Below are 25,804 nucleotides of genomic sequence, written 5' to 3'. Positions count from 1 at the left end.
CATGCGTCTTTCTGTTTTAATAGTTGGTCTTCTCACAGGCGCATTGGCCTGTTCGACCCATGCGCAAATACCGGCTGCAGTTGAAGCGAGTCATGCTGCCCAAATGAAAGAAGGTCTTGAGCTCTTCAAATCTTCGGTTCGGGATATCTTGAAGAACAATTGCCTCGAATGTCATGGAGGGGACGAGATTGAAGGTGAGTTCGACATGTCGGATCGGGATTCACTACTCGCTAGCGGCTTGGTCTCCCATTCTTCTGAGGCGAGTGATTTGATGGACTCGATCCAACATACCTTTGGACCCTATATGCCTCATAAAAGAGATAAACTTTCGGAAGAGGAAATTGAGGCCATCGCGCGTTGGATTGATCTGGGCGCGCCCTATGACAAGCCACTCGCAGATAGTTCTCGCTTACTCAATGAGGAACCGATGGTCGTCAGTGGCAGAGATCGCGATTATTGGGCTTATCGTCCGCTCAGCAAACCATCGGTGCCTCGTAGTCGAAGGGACGGTTGGGCGCTCAATGGAATTGACCGCTTTATCGCTCAGTCCCATCGAGAGAATGACCTTGGTCCAAACGCCCGAGCCAATGGTCGCACCTTGATTCGCCGGGCTTACTTGAATACGATCGGTCTTCTTCCTTCGCCGGAGGAAGTAGCAACCTTTGTCAATGATCTGCAGCCGGGGGCCTACGAACGGATGATTGATCGGCTTCTCGAATCTCCGCATTACGGGGAACGGTGGGCTCGCCATTGGATGGATATCGCCAGGTATGCGGAAAGCACCGGTTTCGAAATCGATTTTGATCGCCCATACGCATTTCACTACCGGGATTTTCTCATCAAGGCTTTCAATCGGAACATGCCCTACGATCAATTCGTGAGTTGGCAGATTGCTGGGGACGAATTGATGCCGAGCGATCCCTTGGCCTTAATGGCAACAGGTTTCCTTGGAGCAGGACCGTTCTCATCTGTTTTGACGGAAAGAGAATTCGAATCTGCTCGCTATGATGAGCTCGACGACATCGTTAATACCATGGGTACCTCACTTTTGGGTACAACCATTGGGTGTGCTCGCTGCCATGATCACAAATACGACCCTATTCCGCAGAAAGACTACTATCATCTGGCTTCCAATTTTACCCGAACCGTTCGAGGCTATGTCGATCTTGATCCTGAAAAGGAAAGCTACGAAAACGATTTAGCATTTTGGAAATTTGAGAACGACCGACTCAGGCAAGAGCTAGAACAGTTTGAGGAAACCCAACTCGAGCCAGCCTTTCAGGCTTGGTTGAAAGAAGGCTCCTTTGAAATACCCCTCGAGCGCTGGCTGGTCTTGGATCCCGACAAGTACCATTCGGTTGAGGGTGAGGTATTGGAAGAGCAGTGGGATCAATCACTCTTGGTTTCAGGCCAAAATCTTGAACAGGAAAATGAGAACTTATTGATCCAGGCGGAAGTGGGCCTTCAGGATATCAAGGGTTTGCGCATGGAAACGCTGACTCATCCATCCCTTCCAAGCTTTGGGCCAGGACGAGACCATGAAGGTGGATTCACCATTCGAGGCATTGCGGTGAGTATTCAGAAAGCCGGAACGGATAAAGATAAGTGGCAACCAGTGGAATTAGCATCTGCAGAAGCCACGGCCCAGGAAAATGATGGATCCTGGGGAGCCGGAGCAGTGCTCAGTGGTGTCAGTCAGGGATGGTCGATCGAAAGGGACGCTTTTGGTAAAGATCAGGCGATCGTGGTTCGGTTTGCAGAGCCGGTTGGTTTTGCAGAGGGAACGCGATTTCGTATTCGAGTCTCCAGCGGTTATAATATCCAACAGATGGTGGGTCGTCCTCGTTTTTCAGTCACCCTGGATCCTCGCGCTCCGGTTGAAGTGAGCGAAGGGATTCCGGCCTTAGCTTACCAAGCACTCATTAAGCTGTTGGTTGGCATGGATGTGGAAAAGTTAACGCTGTCCGAGCGAAACGGCCTTCGAAAAGCATTCGCCAAAGGAAATGCGGAATGGCTTGCATTGCGCGATCAGCTGAAAGCACATCAGTGGAATAGGTCTGTCCCAACCAAAACTCGAATCATGGTCAGTAGTGATTCCGTTACACCTGCCTGGCACCGCAGTGCACAAAAAGGGTTCCCTTCCTTTTACAAAGATACTTATTATCTGGAGCGTGGAGATGTGGAGCAGAAAGGGGAGGCAATGGATCCCGGGATTCTGCAAGTCTTGAATCCGGCAGGGGTGAGCAGTACTCCTTTAGGCCGTCCGCGGAGCTCACTCGTCGCCTGGTTAACCGATACTAAGAATGGGGCGGGTAGTTTATTGGCTCGAGTCTTTGTTAATCGAGTCTGGCATTACCACTTTGGTCGAGGACTGGTTGCAACGCCGAGTGATTTTGGAAAACAGGGAGGCGATCCCAGTCATCCTGAGTTACTCGAATGGCTGGCTCATGATTTCGTTGAGCATGGTTGGAATGTAAAGCGTCTGCAGAAGCAGATTATGATGAGCGCGACCTACCAGCAGAATTCCAACTACGATGCTTCGAAGGCTGAGCCGGATATTGATAACAAATACCTGTGGCGTTTTTCTCCTCGCCGAGTGGAGGCGGAAGTGATTCGCGATTCCATGCTGCAAGTCTCAGTCTTGTTAGATACGACTCCCTTCGGTCTGGGCACTCGCGATCCCTCAATGAATCGCCGCAGTGTCTACTTCTTCCTCAAGCGGTCCGCCTTGATTCCTGAGATGTTGTTGTTTGATTGGCCAGAGCACCTGGTTGGTTTGGGGAATCGAGTAAGCACCACCATTGCGCCTCAGGCCCTACAGTTTTTAAATGGTCCTCAAACCCGACGGTATGCAGAAGGTTTCGCCAATCAATTAAACAAGTACCCCTCCGATCAATCTAAGATCAAGGCAGCCTACCAATTGGCCTTCAGTCGTTTCCCCACGGAAACGGAAATCGACCTTGCGCTTCAATTTATTGAATCCCAAGGCACCTCGTACCTGAATGACGGGTACGAATTGAGCCGTGCATGGGTCGACTACTGTCAGTCCCTATTTAGCCTAAACGAATTTTTGTATGTAAGATGAGCAATCCCAATCTCAATGCAGCAACGGTGGATACACCGTCGAAAAAGGTAGGGGCCGACCGCCGGGGCGGCCCGCCTCTCAGAGGAAAATGTAGCGGCCTTGGTGACAACGCCGAAAAGGGTAGGGCAAGAGCGTCCTCGCTCTGCCGCTTAGATTAGGATTAAGGTTAAGAGTAAGAGAAAGATAAAGATTTTATGACCACTCACAACCCATACGGCCAATGCGGCCCCGAGCATCACGACTCGCTCATGTCAATGACACGGCGTGAGATGCTCAAGCGTTGTGGTATGGGACTCGGAATGCTAGGACTCTCCAATCTCTTGCAACAGGAAGGTTTGTTAGCTTCGACGAGTGGACCTCTTGCTGCCAAACCTACGCACTTTGCTCCAAAGGCTAAACGCGTCATCTGGTTATTCATTAACGGCGGCCCCAGTCATATGGATACCTGGGAATACAAACCTGCGTTGGCAAAGTACCACGGAAAGGAGTTGGAAGGCTTCGATAAGTTCACTGGATTCTTCTCCAAGGAAGTGGGCTCCATTATGCAATCCCCCTTTGGGTTTTCACCCAAGGGAGAGTCAGGGAAAATGGTTTCTGAGATTTTTCCTCACTTGGGTGAGCATGTCGATAAGATGGCGTTTATTCATTCGCTCTATTCCGACTCGAATAATCATTCTCCTGCCTTGTTCATGATGAATAGTGGGCTGCCCAGAACGGGATTTCCCTGTGTAGGGTCGTGGGTGACTTATGGTTTGGGAACAGAGAATCAGGATCTTCCCGGATTTGTGGTGATGGGAGATCCTCTCGATCGTGGATTGCCCAAGGGTGGCCGGACCAACTGGAGTTCTGGTTTTTTACCGACCGTGTATCAGGGAACCTTACTGCGTCAGAAAGGAGACCCCATTCTCAATCTTCGAAGACCCGAGTCTCTGTCTGAATCACAACAACGGGCTCAGTTGGATTTAATTGGTCAGCTCAACCGGCACGACATGGAACAACAATCTGCAGATGCCGAGCTCTCAGCACGCATCGAAAGTTTCGAATTGGCCTACCGCATGCAGACCGCAGCACCTGAAGCCTTCGATGTGCAATCGGAGTCAGAATCGATGAAGGAACTCTACGGGCTCGACGATTCGCAGTGCTCTCACTTTGCCCGTCAGTGCTTGATGGGGCGTCGTCTTCTGGAACGTGGCACACGGTTCATCCAAATCTATTCAGGCGGTATGGCTAATCAAAGAGCCTGGGATGGTCACATCGACATCAAGGGCAACCACAGTCAGTTTGCTGGCGAAACCGATAAACCCATAGCGGCCTTGCTCACGGACCTTGAACAACGCGGCATGCTCGACAACACTCTTGTCATTTGGGGTGGCGAGTTCGGCCGTCTTCCTGTCGCTCAAATAGGTACCTTAAATCCCGGCCGCGACCACAATCCTCATGCCATGACTGTTTGGATGGCAGGTGGCGGAGTCAAAGCGGGAACCTCCTACGGCGAGAGCGATGAACTCGGTCACCAGGTCGGAAGCGATCCCGTCCACATCAATGATTTTCACGCCACCATCTTGCACCTTCTTGGGATGGACCACGAACGACTAACCTATAAATACAACGGTCGACGAATGCGACTCACGGATGTGGCTGGGAAAGTCATTCAGGATATTCTGAATTAAAAGGGTAGGGGTGGATCGCCGTTTCTATTTTTTAAACTGAGAGGCTCTCCAATCTTTACGCATTTAGGTTCTACTCTTGCTGTCCAACCGCCCAGACCATTCCACCGTAGATGTGCTGGAGGAAGGTATCATCACGGTAGGATTCGGCAACATGACCGATGGCTGTGTAGAAGACACGCGCTCCTTCAAATTCGTGATACCATGCAATGGGATGGTAGTCACCCATGGCGTGTTCTTTACTGGGTTCATAGGTTTTCTCGTCCACGGTGAGGAGCACGTTCAGGTGATCTGGGAAAGGGGTGTCGAATTCGTAATATTCGTCGGTCCAAAGCCATTTGTCCGGCAGGTGATAACAAGCCGGGAAATCTTTATCTACCACCGACATGACACCCGTTTGTTTGACCGGGTGTTTGCGAAAGACACGTCCCATCACATCTTCCCACCAGAGCCAACGATTGGGTTCGTTTTGGGTGGCTGAAGCAGAATGCACCCCAACGATGGCACCTCCGTTGTGAATGTAAGCTTGGAATTCCTTGCGCTTTTTCTCGTTCAGTTCGCATGGGTTGGCACTGATGAAAACGATGAGGTCGAAGTCGGCGAATTTCTGTTGAGCAAATTGTTTATCTGTATCGACAAAGGTGTGTTTGAAGAAGTGTTTGTCCGCCAAGGCCTCGAATGATTCTCTTGCAACCGGTACGTTTGGATAGTGCCAGGTATCGTGTGCATCGGCGAATATGAGTGCGTTGAATTGCTCGGCGGTGAGTTGGCTGGCCGCTAGCCAGATAAATGTGAGAATCAGGGTAAGTCTTTTCATGAGAAAAGATAATATGGAGTATGTGTCCGATGTGCGTCCAAAGCATTTGTTGGTTGATTCCAAAGAAAAAGGCCCGTCTTGCGACGGGCCTTTTGAAAGATTTGATGGAAGTGGGCCTTAAAGCTCTTTGATCTGGATGTTGCGCCAACGTACTTCGTAAGGACCGGTTCCGGCTTTGATGCCGTGAACTTGAAAGCCAATGCTTCCGGAAGGAGCTTCGCGGTAGATGTTATTGGGCAATTTCATTTCGGTCACTTTTTTACCGTTGATATAAGTTGTGATATGTGGGCCCTTGGCGATGATATGAAATTCGTTCCAAGCACCTTTTTTCATGTGTTTGTGCGCCTTTTCGTCTTGGGGCTCTTGAGAGATCCACCCGGTGTTTAAGCCTTCTCCATAGACAAACCCTGAGTAGCCATTTTTGTGTTCGATCTCTATTTGGGTACCGAAATAACGGCGGCTGCCAAAGTCGCGGGTATGGGAACGAATCTGAACACCTGAATTCAGGTCTGCATCGACCTTCACTTCGAATTTCAGTTCGAAATCTGAGTAGTGGTTATAGCTGTGAAGGAAAGTATTGTTACTTCCCTCAGCTGTGCGGCCCAGTATGGCTCCGTCTTCTACATAATAGTTTGCAAATCCTTGGACGACGCCAAAGCCCTTGAGGGTTTCCCCATCAAAAAGGGGCTTCCAGCCATGGTTGCCGTGAGAGGCTGCGAATGTCGAAGTAGCCACGCATAGGGTAGCGAGTAATATTAGTGATCTTAGGTAGTTTTTCATGAGTTTCCTGATTGTTAATTTAATTTATGGTACTCGATTCAGCATGACCAGTCGCATTTCGATGGATTCTTTACCTGGTATTTCAAGGGCTGAAAGAGTGAGTCGGCTTTTCCCCTTGTCTAATCGGATGGTGCCTAGGTCCATGGGGATAAAATCTTTTACGTAGGACTCTCCTTTGCGGAGAGATCGATCATCATCGGCTCCGACCCAAGGTGGATCATTGGCCACGGTGACTTCTTTAGTAATGGCAGAGTCACCACAGCTTAGTTCTAGTACCGTTCCCAGATCTTCTTCGGCACAGGTGTAGTAAACTTGAGCTTGGTAGTTTCCTGCCACTTGAATATCGGCGTCCCAATAGATGGTATCGTCTTTGTTTGTCCAGTTCATATAAAATGAACAATTCGGTGCTCTTCCAGATCGTTGGATGTCGCCGGTAGCAATGCCGTCTCGAGCCGGGAGTTGGGTGAAGGTAAGCTCGGGATGTCCGATGATAAAAGGGCGTTGGTCCGCGCCAGGTGGTAGTTCGCCTACCACTTCACGGTCAAACTGCTTTTGGGCCGCAACGAGTTCCTTGTAAACTTTTGGGAATTTGTCCCGCACGTCGATGCGCTGACCAGGATCGTTCTCCATGTCAAACAACCGTCCTTCGAATCCTAGTCTGAAACGTTGACTGCGCACACTAGTTTTTTCTTTGAAGTGATTCACGTAGAGCCGATCCGGCCAGTCCTCACCTGTTTGCATAAGTAGGGGCTTCAGGCTGATGCCGTCCATCGGAAGCGTACCCGTATTCTTAATACCCGCTAAATCAGTTAACGTAGCTTTGAGGTCAATGCTTCCGGCAATGGTATCAGTCTTGGTGCCTGATTTGATTTTATTGGGCCAGCGAATGAAGAAAGGCGAACGAACACCGCCTTCTTCGACACTGCCTTTACGGCCTTTCATATCGGCATTCCAGCGATAACCGTTGGGGCCGTTGTCTGAGAAGTAGATGACGATCGTGTTGTCTGCTATTTCCAGATCGTCGAGCTTCTTCATCAAGCGCCCTACATTCCAGTCGATGTTTTCGCACATCGCCAATGCAGCTTGGGAATGAGATAAGTTCTCCTGCTGATCGTCGCGAGCCCTCAGGGGTAGATCGTTGTCTTCGAATTTCACCCACCAAGGTTCTGGAACTTGCATGGGTGAGTGTGGGGTGCAATAGGGGAGGTAAACAAAGAAGGGTTCGTCTTTCTTCTCCTCAATGTAATCCATGGCGCGGTTGGTGAAGTCGTCGATTACGAATCCTTCGCCGGTCACAATCTCGCCATTGTGCTCGAGCATAGGTGAATAGTAGTGACCCCAGTGTCCGCTGCAAAATCCGTAATACTCATCGATGCCGCGAGCATTGGGATGATAGGGAGGCTGCATACCATTGTGCCATTTGCCAAATGCGGCCGTGTTGTAGCCCGCTTCCTTGAAGGACTCAAAAATAGTGGTTTCATCGAGGTCCATGCGCTCTTCGCCACGACTGGCAGATTTGACTCCAGTCCGTGGGTTGTAGCGACCGGTCATAAACTCGGCGCGAGTGGGTGAACAAATGGGGCACACGTAGAAGCGCTCCAGCTCCATGCCTTGCGCGGCCAGCCGGTCGATATTCGGCGTGCTGATGTTGGTGTTGCCGTGGACGCTCAAATCGCCCCAGCCCTGGTCGTCGGTAAGGATGACGATGACGTTCGGGCGGTCCGCTAAGGCGGATGCAAAGAGTCCGGAGCAGAGAGCTAAGAGTAGTAGTCGTTTGAAGAGTTTCATATTGAATTTTGAAGTTTGGGTTGGTTTCAGAAAAACTGATTACCGACCTCTGATTACTGAACACCGATATCTAGCTTGGTTCCTCCACTTCATACTCATGTTTCAGGCGGGCAAGCTCGGCTTTGAGTTCAGCGATTTTGCTTCGTGATCTGGAGTCGTTGATGCGGTTGTGCATTTCGTAAGGATCGGAAGTGCAGTCGAAGAACTCCCATTCGCCGAGTTCGTAGAAGTGGATGAGCTTATACCGACCATCGAATACGCCTTCGTGTTTGGGGACTTCGTGAGTGCTATCGTAGGATTCGTAGAAGTGGTAATAGACATGGCTGCGCCATTGCTGAGGTTTGATGCCGTAGAGCAGGGGTGTGATGTCTTCTCCTTGCATAACATCCGGAACCGGGGCTTTCCCCAGTGATAAGAAGGTGGGTGCCATATCGATATTTTGCACGAGTTCTTCTACCACCGTGTTGGGCTCGATGTGTCCCGGCCAGCGCATGAGCAGTGGGGTGAAGAACGATTCGTTGTACATGAATCGTTTGTCGTACCAGCCATGTTCTCCGAGGTAGAAGCCTTGATCACTTGAGTAGCAAACCAATGTGTTCTCAGCTAGTCCGCTTTCGTCCAGGTAATCGAGAATGCGGCCCACGTTTTGATCGTTCCCTTGAACGGTGCGCAGGTAGTCATGGATGTAGCGCTGATACTTTTCTTTTTTCAGGGCCGTTTCCCGCAAATCACCCTTGATAATCCTGCGATTTTCATAGCCAAAGAAATTGTTGGCTCGTTGAAGTTCTTCTTCTGATAGGCGGCCATAATGCGAGCTGGCTGGTTTCCCTTTGAGAAGTCTGTCAAATCGCTCGCCGACGAAATTGCCCAGAATTGTCATCTTGGACATGGCCGCTGCCTTTCTGCCACGGTAGCCGTCGTTGAAGGTAGGTGGTTCTGGGATTTCCACATCGCGCAGTAATTCCATATTGCGGAAGGCCGGTGACCAGGGACCGTGGGGTGCCTTGTATTGGCACATAACCATGAACGGTTTCCCCGAGTCTTTGTTGGCTTCAATAAAGTCGAGCGCTTCCGTCGTGGTTCGGTCTGTGGAGTAGCCTTCTAATTGAACGGTCTTTTCACCGGCGCCATCTTTTATGCGATAGTCCGGATTAAAATACTGGCCCTGACCAATGAGGATTTTGAAATCGTCGAATCCTTCTGGCTTGGTCTTGATGTGCCACTTGCCAAACACACCGGTCGTGTAGCCGTTTTCTCTTAGGATGGCAGGGAAGGTAGGCTGATCGAAGCTGATGGGGATGCGGTTGTCCAAAACGCCATTCTTGTGACTGTGAACACCGGTCAGGATATTGGCCCGGGCGGGTGCGCAAATCGAGTTCACCACATAGCTGTGCTTGAACAAGGCGCCTTCGTGAGCGATGCGGTCGATATTCGGAGTCGGCGCGAAGTTCGCAAATCGATCGTGGTAGGCTGTTATGGCCTGAAAGGCATGATCATCGGCATAGATCCAAATGATGTTCGGACGGCCGCGGATGGTTCCCTCATCGGTTTTGGTTGTCACCGTTGATTGGGCACAGAGTCCTACTAAAAAAGCGACAAAGATTCCCAGAGTAATAATTAAGCGATTCATTCAGGGTAATTTCAAAGGTAGAAAATTGAAGGATGAGGGCTGAATCGAAATTGTGAAGGGAGAAATTGTATTTGGGCATCATAAGATTAGGATCGGCGGCAAGCCACCTCCTACATTTATGGAGGGGGACTCTTTTTAATTGTAGGAGGGGCCTTGGTCCCGAAAATCAGTTTTGTGAGGAACGAACGACGGTCACTAGGATACTGTGCGTTGAGAAAGGGTCGCGTATCTATTTTGAATGCACGGTATTTTATTACCTGTTGCACTGTGAACCGGACATCATTGCTTTGCGAAAATGGAATACCTGCGAAGCTATTCGATCACTTTGAGAAGCTTGGTTCGAAAATTGATTTGGTCGCTCTTGTCAGAATGCCTGACCATACACATGCCGTAGTTAGGTTGATTGAGGGAGAGTTGGCAGAATCCTTGTGCATATATAAAAGTATGTCTGCTCGTGAAATTAACTCACTGCTGAACCGTTCTGGGTCGGTATGGCAGGCAGGATTTTTTGACCGCAAATTTAGAGGAGATGAAGATCTGGCGCCCATTTTGTTCTGCATGTGGAATAATCCTTCGACGCCTGGCAAAAACTTTCGATGTCGAAAAGAGGAATGGCTCTGGCTTAGGAGTATGGTGTCCGAAGATATGGATTATCCTGAATGGTTGAGTAACCATCCAATGGGGTGAAATCGGCGGCTACCGACGAACGGAGTGAGGACACATCTACAAGTGAAACGATGAATAACAGCCACCTCCTACAGAATTGGTGAGATCATGATTTTGAATGCAGGAGGGGCCTGGGTCCCGATTTGCGATTACCTGATAAACTGCTCAGCGTAATCCGCGCCCAGCCCCACCTTCTCAAAATGCTTCCGGCAAAGCTCCAGCTTGGTATGCACGTCATCGTAGCCGACCGTATTGTTGGCTTCATCCTTGTAGATCAAGGTGCCCTGCACGTGGAAGAGGGTGATCATTTCTTCCACGTCTTCATCGACCACGAGGGTATGAACTTCACCCGGTGGTTCATAGACAAAGCTGCCTTCTTTGGCCACCCAGTCGTGTTCGAGGTATCGCCAGGAACCTTTGATCACGTACCCAAAAACGGGGGCAGGGTGGAGGTGGCGGTTCAAGATGCCTGCTCGGGTCACTTTGAGTAGGTTGATCCAATAGCCATTAGAGACGTTAAACAGGATCGGTCTGAACGAAACGGTGTCGGTCTGTGGTACCCAGAGACGGTCGTCCTCGGGCATGGTGTCGATGACCAGGTCCTCGACCTGGAAAGGGTTGTGGGGTATGCTGCTCATGGAGTGAGTTTGGTGCGCATCTCTGCGACTTTTTCTTCTGTGATGGTTGATGCTTCCTGACCAAAGCGAGCTTTGGTGTAATTGAGAACGGTGACAATGTCGGCGTCCGCTAGGTACGAAAAAGTGGTCATGATGTTGGTGTATTCTCGATCATCCATCCAATCACTGCCCAGAAGCATGAGCTTCAGGAGGTGTTCATCATCGGCTAGTTTGGATGAAGCTATCAAGGGGGGCTGCATATTGGGAACCCCGCTGCCGTCGACCTGGTGGCAGGCCATGCAATATTGATTGTAGAGTTGCAGTCCTTTCGGATCGAGCTCCACCTGGGGTGCCGCTGAGGTGGCGGTTACTGTGGCTGCTGACGAAGTCGTTGTTGATTGGGAAGCGATATTGCCGGTGTATTCGATTTTCCATACCCGCCCTCCAGTATCTTCAGAAACAAAAAGCGATCCGTCTGGCCCAACGGCAATTCCGGTGGGGCGATAGGTAGCCGAAGCGGGTGTTAGTAATAGATCCGCTCCTTTGAAACCATCTGCAAAGATCTCGTGATCGCCCGACGGGTGTTTGCCTTCAAACGGGACAAAGGCTACATTGTAACCTTGCTGGGGAAGTGGGGCACGGTTCCAGGATCCGTGAAAGACGACAAAGGCGCCTCCTCGATATTTTTCAGGAAATTGATCGTCGTTATAGAACTGTAAGCCGACAGGTGCCCAGTGCCCTGGAAAGCTGTAGGCGGGTTTATCGTATTTGCCCTCCTCGGCGGCCTTTTTTCCATTTCCGCCATACTCTGGATTGATCAAATGAGCGTCCCGTTCGTGATCAAAGTAAACATAGGGCCAACCGAAGTCCTTACCGTCCTCAATCAGCTGGAATTGTTCGGCCGGTTTCTCTGCACTCTCCCTCTCATCATAGTAGTCGGGCCAGTTTTGCATGAGGCCATCCCTGCCATTGGAAACGGTATAGAGCTCTCCCTTGATGGGATCCCAATCGATGCCTACTGCGTTTCGAATTCCAGTAGCGACGAGCTGACCATCGACCAGTTGTTTTTGGTTTAATCGGTCATCGTCGAAGCGCCAAACACCGGCTCCCCATTCGAGTTCGTCACAGGGCATCTTTCCAGGTGAACCGTTGGTGCGGTCAACTTTCTGGCAGGAGTTGCTGGGTGCCCCGGCCGACACATACAGGTTTCCGGCATCGTCAAAAGCGATATTCTTACTGCGGTGCGAGCGGGGTGGGGGAAAGCCAGTGACGACAACCTCATAAAGGTCTTGGGGCAGGAGTTCTTCGTCATCGAGCTTATAACGGACGACTTGCGTAGTAGCTCCTACATAGAGGTAGCCTTTGTGGATGCGGATACTTTTAACCATACTTCCCACTTCACCGAAGTATTTTATGATATCCATTTTTCCGTCCTGATTGGTGTCACGAAGGGCAACCAGATAATTCAGGTCGATGCCTTGCCTTAAGGAAATATACATGTCCCCGTTTTCGTGTATGGCTATGCCTCTGGCCGTTCCAATATTGTCAGCAATGACCGTGGCCTTGAAGCCTGGTGGCACGCTTATTCCTGGATCCTGTGCGACCAGGGTGAAAGCAGAGCTTAGAATACTGAAAAGAAGAATAGGGTAGAGTCGCAACACGATTTAACTAAAGCTGGTTTGGCCTACATTCGGCAAGGTGTAAATGTGGATAGTATTCCTCTGAGGTTGGTGGTTCTGTCTTGCTAAGTTAAAAAATGTAAAAAGCATATCAATTGAAAATGGATTTGGTATAAAGCCGTAGACCGGCCTTGAGAGCTAGGCATTAACTGTCTCCTTTTCTATCTCCTATCCATCATCTCATCCAAAACACAATTAAACTAACATGAGCACACCGCTACAACGAATGGGTGCTAAAGGAATAGCTGGATTCCGACGGTTGACTGTGTGGAAAAGGAGACTTCCTGATTTCATAATCATTGGAGCCATGAAGGCTGGAACTACCAGTTTGTTCAGCTATCTGAATCAGCATCACCAGTTGAAGTCCTCGGTGTATAAAGAGCTTCATTATTTTGATTCTCCAAACTACCGGGAAAATAATCATCGTTGGTACCGGGCACGTTTTCCAATCGTATCCAATGAGATATTAACGTATGAGGCTTCTCCTCGTTATATTTTCAATCCCCTGGTTCCGGAACGGATTCATAAATTTAATCCTGATGTAAAACTCATTGCTATTTTAAGGAACCCCGTGGAACGAGCGATCTCGCATTACAACCACATGAAAAAGGGGGGGTAGGGAAACACTGGGGCTTATGGAAGCGCTCAAAGTTGAGGAAGAGCGTTTAGAGTATGCTCATAAAAACCAGGATTATTTGGATCCTAATTATGTGACATTCTCCTACAAGTTGAGAGGGCACTATGCGGAACAGATTGAGGCCTACTACAAACATTTTAGCAAAGACCAGATCCTTATCTTAAGTATGAAGCAGTTGCGGGAAGACGTGCACGGAACGTTGAAGGAAATTTTTGATTTCGTGGGCGTTGACAATAGCGTCGTCATTGAGGACGTAAAGCCGCGGCACGTTGCGGAAACCAAAAAGAAGGTGGATGATGAGGTCTACGATTATTTGAATAACTATTATTCAGAACCTAATCAAAGGTTGTACGATTTGCTCAACAAAGACTTTAACTGGTAGTCTTTTGTCAATCCATCCGCTGGGTTTGAGTGGAGGATCTTCGTTTGTTGAAAGAAGCCAGTAAACGCCAAGTTGAGTACTTGCTCAGTCCTAGTCCATGAACTGAACGCAGAGTTACTAGAGGGGCCAATCGGGAATACTTAAAACAGAGACTGGTCAATTCCGCCAAATGATGCAGCAATGCTAGAATCAAAGCAGCGCTTTATCAAGGTAACCGAACAATCAGTGTTGGAAGCAGTCAAATAATTGCCCCTACCAAAGGCGAGGTCAGGCTCGACGTGGCCTATTGTGGAATTTGTGGGACGGATATACATATCTTTCATGGTCACATGGATCAGCGGGTCAGCACACCCTTAGCCATTGGGCATGAAGTCTCAGCCACGGTTGCTCAAACAGGAGAGGGCGTAACAACGGTTTCGGTGGGCGATCGCGTCGCAGTGCGACCTTTAAAGTTTGGAGCACCTTCTGATTTTGACAAAGGGAATCTTCATGTAGGCAAGAACCTTAAATTTATTGGCATCGATTTGCCTGGCGGTATGCAGTCCTCTTGGACCGTGCCCGCCTATACATTACACGCACTGCCTGAAAGTCTTAGCTTGGAACAGGGTGCTATGATTGAACCGGCGGCCGTGGCTTGTCACGACGTCCGCTTGGGAGAGGTCCAGGCTGGCGAGACCTGTGTGGTGATTGGTGGTGGGCCCATTGGTCTTCTCATTGCCCTCGTCGCAAAAGATAAAGGTGCGCAGGTGATTCTATCCGAAGTAAACGAATCGCGTTTGGATCTGGCTGCTTCTCTTGGCCTAGGTGTGGTGAATCCAATCAAAGACGATTTGGTCGAAGCGGTTCGCTCTGCCACCGATGGATCGATGGCCGATTGTGTGTTTGAAGTTTCAGGATCAGAACCGGGTGTTGAGGTCATGACCGAATTGCCCAATGTGCGTGGCCGCATAGTGATGGTAGCCATTCATCCTGAGCCAAGACCCGTAAATCTGTTTAAATTCTTTTGGTCTGAGCTCAAGTTGATCGGCGCTCGCCTTTACGAAGAACAGGACTTCGATGAAGCCATTGAGCTGGCCGCCTCCGGTAATCTGCACCTCGACAAATTGATTACGCAGATAAACTCCATTGATGACGTGCAAGAGAGTTTTGAAACCATCGAGGCCAATCCGGATGGGATTAAGTATTTAATTGATTGTAGTTCCTGAGATCTCCTTGGAGTAGAAGAGTTATTGAGACCGGTCTCGGTCATGTTTGTCCATCTTTGGCTGAGGTCGTGACATTGCCAGAATGCGGCTTTCTCATTACGCTTAGGCGCTATAATAAATCGCTCAGGTTCCTGAGTTGACCCGAGACAGCTTACTGCTGATGATCTCGAATTTCTTCACCCAAGGATAAAATCCCTTACTATGAAACTGACTGTTTTTCTATCTCTTCTGGTTATGAGTCTTCAATTTGGATGTTCCCAAGAGTCCGCCTCTGAACAAGCTCCTTCTGGTCCAAAGCAATGGCTGGAATTCGAAGGATCTTCCGGAGTAGGAAAGGGTAAACACATTGTTCTGATCGCCGGCGACGAAGAGTATCGCTCCGAGGAGGCCATGCCTCAATTGGCTAAGATTTTATCCATCCACCATGGATTCAAGTGCACCGTGCTCTTTTCTCAGGATCCTGAGAAACCAGGTATCGTTGACCCGAACCACCAGACGCATATTCCTAATACCGAAGCGCTCGCTGATGCAGATCTTATGATTATCGGAACGCGCTTCCGTAACCTGGCTCATGACCAGATGAAAAACGTCGACGATTTTCTGATGGCTGGAAAACCAGTTGTAGGAATGCGGACCGCCACTCACGCTTTCAATGTTCCCGAAGGGTCTGCTTACGAACACTACAGCTTCAACTACGACGGACCTAAAACCGAATGGAAGAATGGCTTCGGCCAGCTGGTTCTGGGAACGACTTGGGTTTCCCACCATGGATGGCATAAACAGGAAGCTACGAGAGGGATTACCGTAGGAAACCATGAAATTAATAATGGTATCGGCGAGGGCGACATCTGGGGACCGACCGATGTGTATGGAGTCACCTGGCCTGCTGATAATGACTGTGTTCCAGTTGTGATGGGACAAGTGCTGGCGGGCATGGAAAAAGATAGTCCTGCCATGGGCCCTGGTCCCTACGAGAAAGTGCCCGGTTACGGAAAGCACCAAGGTTTTCACAAGAATGATCCCATGATGCCAGTTGCCTGGACCAAGTCCTACCAATTGCCGGGTGGCAAAAAAGGAAAAGCCTTTTGCACGACCATGGGAGCTTCCAATGAAATCAATGTCGAAGGCACCTGCCGCATGATTGTAAATGGAGTCCTTTGGAGCCTCGGCATTTCTGTCCCAACTGATGGAGCCAAGGTGGATGTCGTTGGAACTTACAGCCCTACGATGTTTGGTTTCCACAATGATCCTTACTTTGATGAAAACATCATAAATGTAACCGACTTTGAGTAAGTTGTAGCCTTAATATTTTTCTGCCCTGATTATGTTCAAACGACTATTCATTGCCGCCGCACTGTTGGCATGCACAACCGCCGTGGTGGGAAACCCGCTACCGCTTAAAGTTAAAAAAGGCGAAAACCTGGTTATTATCGGTAACGGCCTCGGAGAGCGTATGGTCTACTTCCCATACTTCGAGACTCAGCTGCAGCAGCGTTTTACTGATAAAAACCTGGTTGTCAGAAATATAAGTCATCCGGGAGATACTCCTGGATTTCGTCCCCATCCGTCCCGCGAGACACAATGGGCGTTTCCTGGAGCAGAGGCATTTCATCCGCACCATCAGATTCACACCGGTATCGGACATTATCCTTATCCGGATGAGTGGCTGACCATGCTGGAGGCTGACACGATCCTGGCATTCTTTGGCTACAACGAATCCTTCGATGGTATTGAGCAAGCAGACCGCTTTTACTACGAGCTGGATGCGTTCGTGAAACATACCCTGACTCAAAAGTATAATGGAAAATCAGCACCTCGATTGGTCCTGGTTTCTCCAACAGCCTACGAGGACTTGTCCGACACCATGGATTTACCCAATGGGGTAGAGGAGAACAAACGCCTGGCCGCCTACACCGCTGCTATGAAACGAGCAGCACGTGATAACAAAGTCGGATTTATCGATCTTTTCACACCGACCAGTAAACTCTACACGTCCGAAAAGAACCCGCAAACGATCAACGGTTTTGCCTTGTCCAACGAAGGGTATGCCAACTTGGCAACCATCCTGGCCGATGAACTCTACGGTGAATCCAGCTCCAATTCCTTCGCAAATGAAGCGCTCGTTTATGAAGCTGTAGCCGACAAAAACTGGTTCTGGTTTAATGACTACCGCATGTTGAATGGGGTTCACGTCTATGGTCGTCGGTACAAACCCTACGGTGACAAGAATTACCCGGAGGAAATTCAAAAGATCCGCGAGATGACGGTGCTTCGTGATAAGAAGATTCACGAAGTTGCGCAGGGTAAAACGGAAAACCTTAGTGTGGATGATTCCAAGACCATTGAGCTTAGTCCGACTGAAACGAATTTTGATTTCCCCATTGAGTTTCTCGATGTGGATAAAGCTCTGGAAGGATTCACCCTGCCCGAAGGTTACAAGATCGACTTGTTTGCCTCCGAATCAGAATTCCCTGACCTGCAGAATCCGGTGCAAACCGCTTTTGATAACAAGGGCCGCCTTTGGGTCTCTGTTCTTCCTTCCTACCCGCACTACAAACCGGGAGATGAACGACCCAATGACAAGATTCTGATTCTCGAAGATACCGACGGTGATGGTCGTGCGGACAAACAGACCGTATTTGCGGATGGGCTTCACCTGCCTATCGGGTTCGAGATCGCACCGGAAGGTGTCTACCTTTCTCAGGAACCGAATCTCGCATTGCTCGTTGATGACGATGGGGACGATCGAGCTGATCGTATGGAGCTGCTGCTGCACGGATTTGATTCGCATGATACCCACCATGCGATCTCCGCCTACAGTGCTGATGCCTCCGGTGCGTTTTACATGAGCGAAGGCCGTTTCCTTCATTCCCAAGTTGAAACTCCCTACGGACCTGAGCGTTGCACCGACGGAGGCAACTGGCGTTTCGATCCCAATAGCTGGCGTTTGGAACGCTTTATGCAAACGGACGTTTCCAACCCTTGGGGGATCACCTTCAACGAGTGGGGACAAAACTTTTTGTCCGATGCTTCGGGCGGTGCCAATTGGTGGTCATTACCACTATCCGCTAAGATTCCCTACGGAATGGAAGTCGAAAAAGTTGAGCAGTTTACCACGCATAGGGTTCGTCCCACCTCTGGAACCGAGTTTATGTATTCGCGGCATTTCCCTGATGAAGTACAAGGTGATTTTCTGATCGCCAACTCCATCGGTTTTCTCGGAATCAAGCAGCACAAGGTCTGGGAAGATGGCGCAGGCTACACCGGTGAGCTTCGGCAGGATATGATTTATTCGAACGACCCGAATTTCCGTCCAGTCGATATCGAAACCGCCCCCGATGGATCGCTCTATGTTATCGATTGGCACAACCCACTCATCGGGCATATGCAGCACTCCGCTCGTGACCCGAACCGGGACAACGACCACGGCCGTATTTATCGGATCACCTATCCGTCACGACCACTGCTCGAACCGGCCCAGATTGATGGAGCGTCTCTATCGAAACTCTTCGAAAATCTTAAGGCTCATGAATATCGCACCCGCTACCGTACCCGCCGTGAGATTCGTAGTCATGATGCCGACAAAGTTCTGCCTGCGATTAAGAAGTGGGCCGCCCGTTTGAAGAAATCGGATCCTGATTACAATCGTCACCTCTTGGAAGCGCTTTGGGTGACTTGGGGACAAAACCAGGTGGATGAAAAGCTACTCCAACAATGCTTGGACAGCAAAAGTTACGATCTTCGCTCGGCTGCCGTTCGTGTGCTTCGTTATGCCTACCGGAAAATCGATGGTTACGAAGCCCTGTTTATGAAAGCTGCGGTGGATGAGCATCCTCGTGTGCGTCTTGAGTCAGTAGTGGCTGCTTCCTGGATGGACAATGACATCGGTGCCCGCATCGCTGCCGAAGGCCTGAAGAAACCCATAACCAAATGGATGGGACCTGCCTACGAGTCGATCATGTGGACCCTAGGTGATCGTATTGAGTCTATGGCTCTGCTTGGAGAATTGAACATTTCTGGAAACGATAACCTCAAATCCTATCTCGCCGGAACTTTGGAATTTTACGACAAATCCAAAAGGGGGAACGCAAAGAATATTCCGCAAACCAACATCCCGGCTGCCGCTCTTGAAGTTTATAACCTGGGGCAGGAAGTCTTCAATCGGGATGCGCATTGTGCGACCTGCCACGGTGAAAATGGGAAAGGGGCGATTCAAGATATCTACCCGCCACTCAGTGATAATGAGTGGGTGATGGGCAATGAAGATCGTTTGATCAAGATAGTCCTAAAAGGCCTCTGGGGACCGATTGAAGTAGCTGGCCAGCAATATGACCCGACCAAGGGATTGCCGCCCATGACAGGATTTGAAGGCATTTTAACCGATGAGGAAATTGCCGCCGTTATCACTTATACCCGCATCCAGTTTGGTAATAAGAAAGTCCTCTCAAAAATCGTTGATCCAGCCGATGTCGCTCGTGTGCGCGAGGAAGTCAAAGATAAGGCCGGTTTTTATATGGTTGAGGAAATACTTGAAATGCACCCGCACAATTAAGTAGTAATAGAGTTTAACCTGTGGGAAAGCTCGTTGGACGAAAGTCTGGCGGGCTTTCTTTTTGGGAAAATTAAGTCCCGGTGTGCTCGGCGATCCCGCCCTGTCTTTAGCTCGATTAGGTAGGGCCCGATTGCCAAGCGGGCCGCCTTCATGGTTGTTTGCAATCTTCCAGTTGCAAAACGGAGCTCATGCGCATAGGTTATAATCTCAAACTCGTTTTACTCATCAACCCTTGAAATATTATGGAACGGAGAGATTTTCTTAAATATTCGGCCCTCGCAGGCAGTGGACTATTTGCCCTGAAGAATAGCAGCCCTTCAGCTTGGGCGGCGCCAAACGAAGCGATGCCATACAATCCACTAGGACGTACGGATGTGCCGGTTTCAAAACTGGGTATCGGCACGGCCCCTCTCGGGCGGCCCAACACCGATATTCCAAAGGTGAATGACATCATCGCCAAAGCCATCGACGAAGGCATCAATTACATGGATACCGCGCCGAACTATACCAAGGGAGAAGCGGAGCGTCGCTTGGGACATGCCTTAAAGGGTAGGCGAGACAAGGTCTTTATAGTGACCAAGACGGAGGCCGATACCTACGAAGGTACGATGGAATTATTGGAAAACAGCCTGCGGCACATTCAAACCGATCATGTCGATCTGGTCCACTTGCACAACCTGGGTCATTTGGACCGTTGGAGTGATCTCGATTTTGCATTCAGCGAGAAAGGTGCCATGGGTGCATTGCGCAAAGCGAAAGAGCAGGGCAAGATCCGCTTCATCGGCGCTAGCGGTCACTTGCATCCCAGCCGGTTTCATTACGCGATCGATTCAGGCGAGATCGATGTCATGATGCACGCCGTCAACTACGTCAACCAGCACACCTACGACTTTGAAAACAAAATCTGGGGTCGCGCATTAGAGAAAAATATTGGTCTGGTCTCGATGAAGGTGCTGGGAGGAAACCTTAATAACGAGTTTCGTCTCCCGAAGGAAGACTATGAAATGGCCATTCGTTACACCTTGAGTTTGAAAGGGCTCTCTACCGCTGTGGTGGGTGTGAACACCATGGAGCACCTCGATCAATTGCTCGAAACGTTTCGGCGGGTTGATGCTTTGGATGAAGAGGAATTCATCTCCTTGGCTCAACGAGGCCTCGATCTACTCAAGCAGGATCCGACCTTACGCGTGGCTCACGGATTGCCCGTAACGTAATTGTAATCCTCAGAACGGTGGCTCGTCGTCGAAGTCTTCGTCCGGATCCGCCATGGGTGGAGTATCGTCGTCTGCGCTAGCTGAACCACTGCTCTTACTATCGATCTTCCACGCTACCAGGTTCACGAAATACTTTCCGTTCCATTCCCGGCCATTGATATCGAAACTTACGGTGACTTTGTCGCCTTTGTTTAGACTATCAATCAATTCGATACGTTCCTTAAGGCACTCGAACTGAATGTCCTGAGGATATTTATCAGCTTCGCTTGTGACTACAAACGCGCGTTTGCTAAAGCCACTATCGAAAGTTTGAGTGTCGAAAATTTCTTTTACGGTTCCGTTTAATTCGTATGCCATGGTCCTCAAGAAAACAGTGCTTTTACGGGAAGCAAACTTTTATGAACTCAGGGGTGACTTTTTTGCAGGTCCAACGGAATGAGGCGATTAGGTTCTCGAGATTCAAGTATGAAAACTACGATTTAAAGCCTTTAATACCTGCGAATGAATAGAGAATCATTACGTCTTATCTGGCCGTATCCAAATACTGAAATCGAATCCTTTCAACTCCATCATTATAATCAACGACTTACAAAGAACATTTGCTTGTTTGTCAGAACAAGGAAGTAAGTGTTAGTGAATGAGGAGCGATCGTTTTTTGCTCGAAATTCAGTTTTCCACAACCTGGTATTAGATAGGATTTCCGAAACTTGAAATTGAATGAACCATATTGGAATCGATCCAAGTTTCTGAAAAAAATATGGATCAAGGAAGCAAGGATTTTACTTGGCCGCGGTCAGTCGTGAAGGAATCATTTCATCGGGAATTCCAAGGATGGTAAAGTCGATGTTTGGGTAAAATCGGGTGTAATAAACGATACGCTGGCGTTGCTTGTCATTCAGTTGTGATTTTCCCCGTCCGACAACTCCCTTGTTTTTGCGGGTTTGCAATCTTTTGGAAAGCTCTATGGCAGCTCGAATTTCGTCATCGGATTTTGGCTCTCCCAAAAATTTGCAGGTCTTTGAGACAACAGCCAAGATATCCTGCTTCATATCTTCATAGGTGACGATAAGTGCGCGCTCCTTGTCTTTTATGAAATCAGAATTCATCCAACCGGAATAAAAGTTAAAATACCAAGGCACTACCATATCCACGACAAAATCGAGCTGCTCGGTTTCGTTAAAGGATTTCCAAGTATCAGTATCCATGTAAGCCATAGGCCATTTGACGCTTTCATTATTCATATGGTCTTTAAAGCTCACGACTATATCAAAAATACTACGAAACTGAAGAATTGTGTGGGCATTGCTGAGTTTCAACAATTTGGTAGTTTCGCGACTATAACGTGTATGGACGCCCGGGGTAACGATGTTATTGCTGCGCTTAGTCAAAAGGAGACGATGAATGTCGAGCTCTTGCTCTCTTCTCCCAAAATGAGGAAGTAGATGCATAACTTGCCAGCCAAGTAAGGACATCAGTATTGAGCTGAGCCAAGTCGATCCTGATTTAGGCGCGGATATCAAAGCAGCGTGCTTTCTCTTTTTAGGGACAATGTATTCTATGACGGTGTCCGAATAAATTGCATGAGCCGGATTCATCATCGCCTTGAAAATAGTCGAGATTTTCATATCTTTAGGTAATACTTTTTTCCCTCTAACTGCAATAGCTTATCCATAGCCTCGAACCAGCCTTCTTGGGCGGCGATGATCTCATACATAGCTGCAAACGTGACTACCAAGAAAAACACGAAGACCATCGTATCGGTTATGATAATCCCACGGGATCCTGCGAAGAACGTAAAAGAAGTATAGCTTGCCCAACTGATGACCAGAGACTGACTGTAGGACAGAGGAGTTACACTCGAGATGATCAGTGCTGTACCTTGGGTCACGGCGATCAAATAGAATCCGAGACCTATGATTACTGTCAGCCCGGCGATGATTCGAACGGGACGGCTTTTGAATCGTTGCCCGAAATACTCAGCGACTGTTAGAGTACGGCTGCGGCGAATGAAGCGGCCAAAGTACACAGCACCCAAATATATCCACACAAAACAACTGCAGAAATCAGAATAATGGCGGCATTTGCGGCGTAGTTGAAACCAGCCTGGCCGATATAAACATTGGAGCTTAGAAAGCTGGCGACGAGCGTTCCCACTATAAGAAACACTGGGGCTCGCCGGCCCGCCACGAAGTAATCTTCGATTCCTTTTACTTTGCGGCCCACGTAATTCCCAACCACTACATAGGCCAGAAGGCTGAGAAGAATCGTTATCGTATAAACAGTCACAATTCGCTAGCAAACGAACTAGCGATCGCAGAATGGCCAATTACTTAAGGCCATCGAAACGGTCTTTAAAAGATCGGGTTTTGTATGGCCTGCCTTTGCTTGTAGGGCGAGTCCACGATCGATTGTCATAAGGTAGTTTGCGAGTGCTGACGGGGCTGCATTCTTTGGCAAATCACCCTCTTCTATTGATCTTTCGAATCGCTTAACATAACGCAAAGTAAGGTCAGACATTTTATCAGACAAATAATGTCTGACAGAGTCGGATTGAGGGCTAGATACAACTGCTCCCAAAATGACAAGGCAACCCTCAGGATAACCCTCAGATGTCATGATTTCAACCACACCTTCTAGACAACATTTAGCTACAAGGCGCGAATCTGGTTGACTTATTGCTTTTTCGTGGAACGGCCGAGATTTTTTCGCATAACTTTCAATGCACGTTTCAAAAAATTGCTTTTTGTTGCCGAATGCACCGTATATGCTCGGCGCTTCTAGGCCCGTCGCTGATACGAGTATGCGCATGCTAGTCCCTTCATATCCATGCATCCAAAAGGCTTTTAGTGCTTGATCGATGACTTTGTCACGATCGAATTTACGCGGTCTTCCGACTGTTCTCGTTTTGATGGATTGGGACATTATGATAGATTGTTACATTTCGGTTACGAAGTCAACAAATCCAATCAGAATATGCAATGATCATTAAAATTTAATTGACTCAGGATTTAAATCGCATTGGTCTTTTTCTAGGTTGGCATTTTTTGCTGACATTCATCATAAAAACCCCTGCCTTGTGGGCAGAGGTTTTTGTATAAAAACTCATCAATTGATATCGGTGAGGAAGCTAGCAATTAAACCTGTCATCGATTCAAGTAGAGTAATGTTGGTGCCGTCGTAACAGTGTTGCCAAAAGGTCTCTATCATAATTGCCAAATCCCCTTGGGATGCCAATGGATTGATAATCGGTATGGGAGGGTAAGCTCTAAGAGATATACTTCTCGGAAAGGACAGGTGGTTGCAAACAAAACTAGCGTAAATCCAATTTTATTGGAGTAGTATGGTCATCCAGAACTTGTGCAGCAATGCACAAATTTTTTATCTTTAGTTAAATAATTATTGACAAAACCTCTGTGGGGTTGAATTTCATGCCCCAATGATCAGAAATGTATCACCAAAATTCAGAATATCGTTAATATTGGCAGTTTTTCTAGCCGGTAGTGCGAATCTCTACTCGCAACAAACTGACCGATTAATTATCGTAAGAAAAATCGCGGTTAAGCACGATAAAATAGATGAGTTCACAGCGTTGCAGAAGGAAATGTCTGAGGCATACGAGAATGCTGGGAGAGGCAGACGCTGGGTTTGGAGACGAGTATATGGCGAAACGCACACGTTTCACATAATAACCGAAAGCGATAGCTTCGCCGAAAGGGAAAGCGGCCAGGAAGTAATGGATCAGGCTCATTGGGATCTGTGGTTGGGCGCTATGAGTCAGACTATTAAGAGCAGGGAACTGACCACCTTCAGGAGAGAGTTGGCGATCCCAGCGGACGATAGGCCTAATTTCGTTGTGGTTACCCAAAGAACGATCCGACCTGGCAGAATTTCCGAATACCTCGATTGGGTTGAGAATAAATTCATCCCAGCTGTGCAAAAGAGCGGGAGCAATGGTAGGGTTTGGGACAGACTTTTGTACGGAGGTAACCACCTAACTATCGCCAGTGGGCGTTTTATAGATTCCTGGGCGGAGCTAGACGAGCCGATACTGGACTTACCAGAGGATGAGAGAAGCCAATTATTGGAGGGATATCACGAGTTTTTCGAAGGAGATGTTGATAGGTACGTTTTAAGATTCGAAGAGGAAATGAGCACGGGGAACCTTTAGTTTTTTGCAGAGTTTTCCATAGCCAGGAAAACTATTGTGGGCGGTCCGTGCATCGACGGATCGGCTGCTCCGAATAAGGAAACAAATATAAATTCTAAACTGAAAAACAAAAATGAATCTGATAAAATTAATATTATCTATCCTCGCTCCGTTGGCAATCTCGGTGGATGTTGCTAGAGCTCAGGAAATAGCGAGCGTAGCTCACCGTTTCGTCGAAAGAGAGGACATGGCGGAATATATACAGCGAGAACAAGACTATTGGAAGCCAATCGCTGAAAAAGCGATAGAGGAGGGGCGTATGTCCGTTTGGTCTGTCTGGCAAAGAATAGGCGGTTTCAATATGGACGAAGAGCCGAATATACTGATCTATGCTGAATTCGATAAGACTAGTGACCTAGAGCTATATGGCAGCGGGGCACCAGCGTGGAAAAAGGTATTCCCCGATAAAAAGTTTTCTGACATATCAGTGAGAGACTTGTTCGAAGCCAAGGCCTACTTATATCAGAAGCCTTTGGTAAATATGGTCTCAGCAGGATCGGTTGAGATACCTGAAATAATTCGAATTAATTTCGTAAAGGCTCCAGGCACTTTGAGCGAATATCTGCGGCTGGAGAATGAAGTATGGGGACCCTTTATCGCTGGGCAAATTGAAAAGGGAAGTACTAGTATAGCAAGCTGGTACCTTGGGCAAGTGATTGAGCCAGGTGGATCAGAAAGGCCTTACGACGCAGTTACCGTCGACGGCTTCAGATCATTGGCTGAAGCTTTGGACCCGCACTTCGATGAAGGAATAGAAATGCCTGATCTTTCTGAGTTTGGGAAGGTTCATAAAAAAGTGAAAAGACACCTCTATCGCCTCGTAGCTCACGCGAGGTGAGGTTCGAGGCCTTCCAAGTGCTCGCGTCAAAGTTCCCCAG

The 25,804-nt window shown here is 48.6% G+C and carries 22 protein-coding genes; 11 read left to right on the top strand and 11 right to left on the bottom strand.

Features of this window, described 5'->3' with window-relative positions; all coding sequences use genetic code 11:
* Position 1: 1 nt before the first annotated feature.
* A complete protein-coding gene (locus GA003_15580) occupies positions 2 to 3,085 on the top strand; it encodes a DUF1549 domain-containing protein (GenBank protein QXD27423.1) in 3,084 nt (1,027 codons plus the stop codon).
* A gap of 254 nt (positions 3,086 to 3,339) precedes the next feature.
* Positions 3,340 to 4,755 carry a DUF1501 domain-containing protein gene (locus GA003_15575; GenBank protein ID QXD30459.1) on the top strand — a complete coding sequence of 472 codons (1,416 nt, stop codon included), beginning with the start codon at positions 3,340 to 3,342 and terminating at the stop codon, positions 4,753 to 4,755.
* Positions 4,756 to 4,825: 70 nt separating this feature from the next.
* On the opposite strand, the gene GA003_15570 is transcribed toward GA003_15575, so the two are convergent.
* From GA003_15570 to GA003_15555, 4 genes are all read right to left on the bottom strand, one after another.
* Entirely contained in the window at positions 4,826 to 5,569 is a 744-nt protein-coding gene (locus GA003_15570; protein ID QXD27422.1) for a ThuA domain-containing protein, read from the bottom strand.
* Positions 5,570 to 5,686: 117 nt separating this feature from the next.
* On the bottom strand, positions 5,687 to 6,349 hold the full coding sequence (locus tag GA003_15565) for a DUF1080 domain-containing protein (GenBank protein ID QXD27421.1): 663 nt from the start codon (positions 6,347 to 6,349) through the stop codon (positions 5,687 to 5,689).
* A gap of 24 nt (positions 6,350 to 6,373) precedes the next feature.
* Positions 6,374 to 8,137 (bottom strand): arylsulfatase, encoded by a 1,764-nt coding sequence (locus tag GA003_15560; protein ID QXD27420.1) that lies wholly within the window; start codon positions 8,135 to 8,137, stop codon positions 6,374 to 6,376.
* Between the two features lie 70 nt (positions 8,138 to 8,207).
* The gene (locus GA003_15555) at positions 8,208 to 9,767 is read right to left on the bottom strand and encodes a sulfatase (protein QXD27419.1); all 1,560 of its coding nucleotides are present in this window, start codon (positions 9,765 to 9,767) and stop codon (positions 8,208 to 8,210) included.
* A 267-nt stretch (positions 9,768 to 10,034) separates the two neighbouring features.
* Here GA003_15555 and GA003_15550 point away from each other — a divergent pair, with 267 nt between their 5' ends.
* The gene (locus tag GA003_15550; protein ID QXD27418.1) at positions 10,035 to 10,454 is read left to right on the top strand and encodes a transposase; all 420 of its coding nucleotides are present in this window, start codon (positions 10,035 to 10,037) and stop codon (positions 10,452 to 10,454) included.
* A 128-nt stretch (positions 10,455 to 10,582) separates the two neighbouring features.
* Here GA003_15550 and GA003_15545 read toward each other — a convergent pair whose 3' ends face one another.
* Both GA003_15545 and GA003_15540 read right to left on the bottom strand, forming a co-directional pair.
* Positions 10,583 to 11,071, bottom strand: a complete 489-nt coding sequence (locus GA003_15545) for a 2,4'-dihydroxyacetophenone dioxygenase family protein (GenBank protein ID QXD27417.1) — start codon at positions 11,069 to 11,071, stop codon at positions 10,583 to 10,585.
* A complete protein-coding gene (locus tag GA003_15540) occupies positions 11,068 to 12,711 on the bottom strand; it encodes a PQQ-dependent sugar dehydrogenase (GenBank protein ID QXD27416.1) in 1,644 nt (547 codons plus the stop codon). The genes GA003_15545 and GA003_15540 overlap by 4 nt, the downstream gene beginning before the upstream one ends.
* Before the next feature lie 223 nt (positions 12,712 to 12,934).
* Between GA003_15540 and GA003_15535 the strand changes: the two genes are divergently transcribed.
* The 6 genes from GA003_15535 (at position 12,935) to GA003_15510 (ending at position 20,719) form a co-directional block, all read left to right on the top strand.
* The gene (locus tag GA003_15535; protein QXD27415.1) at positions 12,935 to 13,348 is read left to right on the top strand and encodes a sulfotransferase domain-containing protein; all 414 of its coding nucleotides are present in this window, start codon (positions 12,935 to 12,937) and stop codon (positions 13,346 to 13,348) included.
* Between the two features lie 16 nt (positions 13,349 to 13,364).
* Complete coding sequence (locus GA003_15530) at positions 13,365 to 13,748, top strand: sulfotransferase domain-containing protein (GenBank protein QXD27414.1); 384 nt, start codon at positions 13,365 to 13,367, stop codon at positions 13,746 to 13,748.
* Positions 13,749 to 13,936: 188 nt separating this feature from the next.
* Complete coding sequence (locus GA003_15525) at positions 13,937 to 14,953, top strand: alcohol dehydrogenase catalytic domain-containing protein (GenBank protein ID QXD30458.1); 1,017 nt, start codon at positions 13,937 to 13,939, stop codon at positions 14,951 to 14,953.
* Between the two features lie 201 nt (positions 14,954 to 15,154).
* Entirely contained in the window at positions 15,155 to 16,246 is a 1,092-nt protein-coding gene (locus GA003_15520) for a ThuA domain-containing protein (GenBank protein QXD27413.1), read from the top strand.
* A 31-nt stretch (positions 16,247 to 16,277) separates the two neighbouring features.
* A complete protein-coding gene (locus tag GA003_15515; protein ID QXD27412.1) occupies positions 16,278 to 19,505 on the top strand; it encodes a c-type cytochrome in 3,228 nt (1,075 codons plus the stop codon).
* 242 nt (positions 19,506 to 19,747) lie between these two features.
* Complete coding sequence (locus GA003_15510; GenBank protein QXD27411.1) at positions 19,748 to 20,719, top strand: aldo/keto reductase; 972 nt, start codon at positions 19,748 to 19,750, stop codon at positions 20,717 to 20,719.
* A 9-nt stretch (positions 20,720 to 20,728) separates the two neighbouring features.
* Here GA003_15510 and GA003_15505 read toward each other — a convergent pair whose 3' ends face one another.
* The 5 genes from GA003_15505 to GA003_15485 form a co-directional block, all read right to left on the bottom strand.
* Positions 20,729 to 21,076: a DUF3127 domain-containing protein gene (locus GA003_15505; GenBank protein ID QXD27410.1), complete on the bottom strand. Its 348-nt coding sequence runs from the start codon at positions 21,074 to 21,076 to the stop codon at positions 20,729 to 20,731.
* A 422-nt stretch (positions 21,077 to 21,498) separates the two neighbouring features.
* Positions 21,499 to 22,344, bottom strand: coding sequence for a sulfotransferase domain-containing protein (locus GA003_15500; protein ID QXD27409.1), 846 nt, complete (start codon positions 22,342 to 22,344; stop codon positions 21,499 to 21,501).
* Complete coding sequence (locus tag GA003_15495) at positions 22,341 to 22,754, bottom strand: hypothetical protein (protein ID QXD27408.1); 414 nt, start codon at positions 22,752 to 22,754, stop codon at positions 22,341 to 22,343. Before GA003_15495 ends, GA003_15500 begins: the two co-directional genes overlap by 4 nt.
* Positions 22,706 to 23,005 (bottom strand): hypothetical protein, encoded by a 300-nt coding sequence (locus GA003_15490; GenBank protein QXD27407.1) that lies wholly within the window; start codon positions 23,003 to 23,005, stop codon positions 22,706 to 22,708. Before GA003_15490 ends, GA003_15495 begins: the two co-directional genes overlap by 49 nt.
* 18 nt (positions 23,006 to 23,023) lie before the next feature.
* Positions 23,024 to 23,641 (bottom strand): TetR/AcrR family transcriptional regulator, encoded by a 618-nt coding sequence (locus tag GA003_15485; protein ID QXD27406.1) that lies wholly within the window; start codon positions 23,639 to 23,641, stop codon positions 23,024 to 23,026.
* A gap of 514 nt (positions 23,642 to 24,155) precedes the next feature.
* Here GA003_15485 and GA003_15480 point away from each other — a divergent pair.
* A complete protein-coding gene (locus GA003_15480; protein QXD27405.1) occupies positions 24,156 to 24,887 on the top strand; it encodes a hypothetical protein in 732 nt (243 codons plus the stop codon).
* 112 nt (positions 24,888 to 24,999) lie between these two features.
* Complete coding sequence (locus GA003_15475; GenBank protein QXD27404.1) at positions 25,000 to 25,764, top strand: hypothetical protein; 765 nt, start codon at positions 25,000 to 25,002, stop codon at positions 25,762 to 25,764.
* Positions 25,765 to 25,804: the final 40 nt, after the last annotated feature.

Source organism: Opitutia bacterium ISCC 52 (genome assembly GCA_014529675.2).
Lineage (GTDB): Bacteria > Verrucomicrobiota > Verrucomicrobiia > Opitutales > UBA2995 > UBA2995.
The sequence above is the reverse complement of the archived record's forward strand: the minus strand, read 5'-3'. Positions and strand labels throughout refer to the sequence as shown.

Bases quoted from the DNA above. Each gene is read 5' to 3' on its own strand.
- GA003_15545 (QXD27417.1), bottom strand. From the start codon at position 11,071: ATGAGCAGCATACCCCACAACCCTTTCCAGGTCGAGGACCTGGTCATC.
- GA003_15560 (QXD27420.1), bottom strand. From the start codon at position 8,137: ATGAAACTCTTCAAACGACTACTACTCTTAGCTCTCTGCTCCGGACTC.
- GA003_15535 (QXD27415.1), top strand. From the start codon at position 12,935: ATGAGCACACCGCTACAACGAATGGGTGCTAAAGGAATAGCTGGATTC.
- GA003_15555 (QXD27419.1), bottom strand. From the start codon at position 9,767: ATGAATCGCTTAATTATTACTCTGGGAATCTTTGTCGCTTTTTTAGTA.
- GA003_15575 (QXD30459.1), top strand. From the start codon at position 3,340: ATGACACGGCGTGAGATGCTCAAGCGTTGTGGTATGGGACTCGGAATG.
- GA003_15500 (QXD27409.1), bottom strand. From the start codon at position 22,344: ATGAAAATCTCGACTATTTTCAAGGCGATGATGAATCCGGCTCATGCA.
- GA003_15480 (QXD27405.1), top strand. From the start codon at position 24,156: ATGATCAGAAATGTATCACCAAAATTCAGAATATCGTTAATATTGGCA.
- GA003_15475 (QXD27404.1), top strand. From the start codon at position 25,000: ATGAATCTGATAAAATTAATATTATCTATCCTCGCTCCGTTGGCAATC.
- GA003_15565 (QXD27421.1), bottom strand. From the start codon at position 6,349: ATGAAAAACTACCTAAGATCACTAATATTACTCGCTACCCTATGCGTG.
- GA003_15530 (QXD27414.1), top strand. From the start codon at position 13,365: ATGGAAGCGCTCAAAGTTGAGGAAGAGCGTTTAGAGTATGCTCATAAA.
- GA003_15505 (QXD27410.1), bottom strand. From the start codon at position 21,076: ATGGCATACGAATTAAACGGAACCGTAAAAGAAATTTTCGACACTCAA.
- GA003_15515 (QXD27412.1), top strand. From the start codon at position 16,278: ATGTTCAAACGACTATTCATTGCCGCCGCACTGTTGGCATGCACAACC.
- GA003_15485 (QXD27406.1), bottom strand. From the start codon at position 23,641: ATGTCCCAATCCATCAAAACGAGAACAGTCGGAAGACCGCGTAAATTC.
- GA003_15510 (QXD27411.1), top strand. From the start codon at position 19,748: ATGGAACGGAGAGATTTTCTTAAATATTCGGCCCTCGCAGGCAGTGGA.
- GA003_15520 (QXD27413.1), top strand. From the start codon at position 15,155: ATGAAACTGACTGTTTTTCTATCTCTTCTGGTTATGAGTCTTCAATTT.
- GA003_15580 (QXD27423.1), top strand. From the start codon at position 2: ATGCGTCTTTCTGTTTTAATAGTTGGTCTTCTCACAGGCGCATTGGCC.
- GA003_15570 (QXD27422.1), bottom strand. From the start codon at position 5,569: ATGAAAAGACTTACCCTGATTCTCACATTTATCTGGCTAGCGGCCAGC.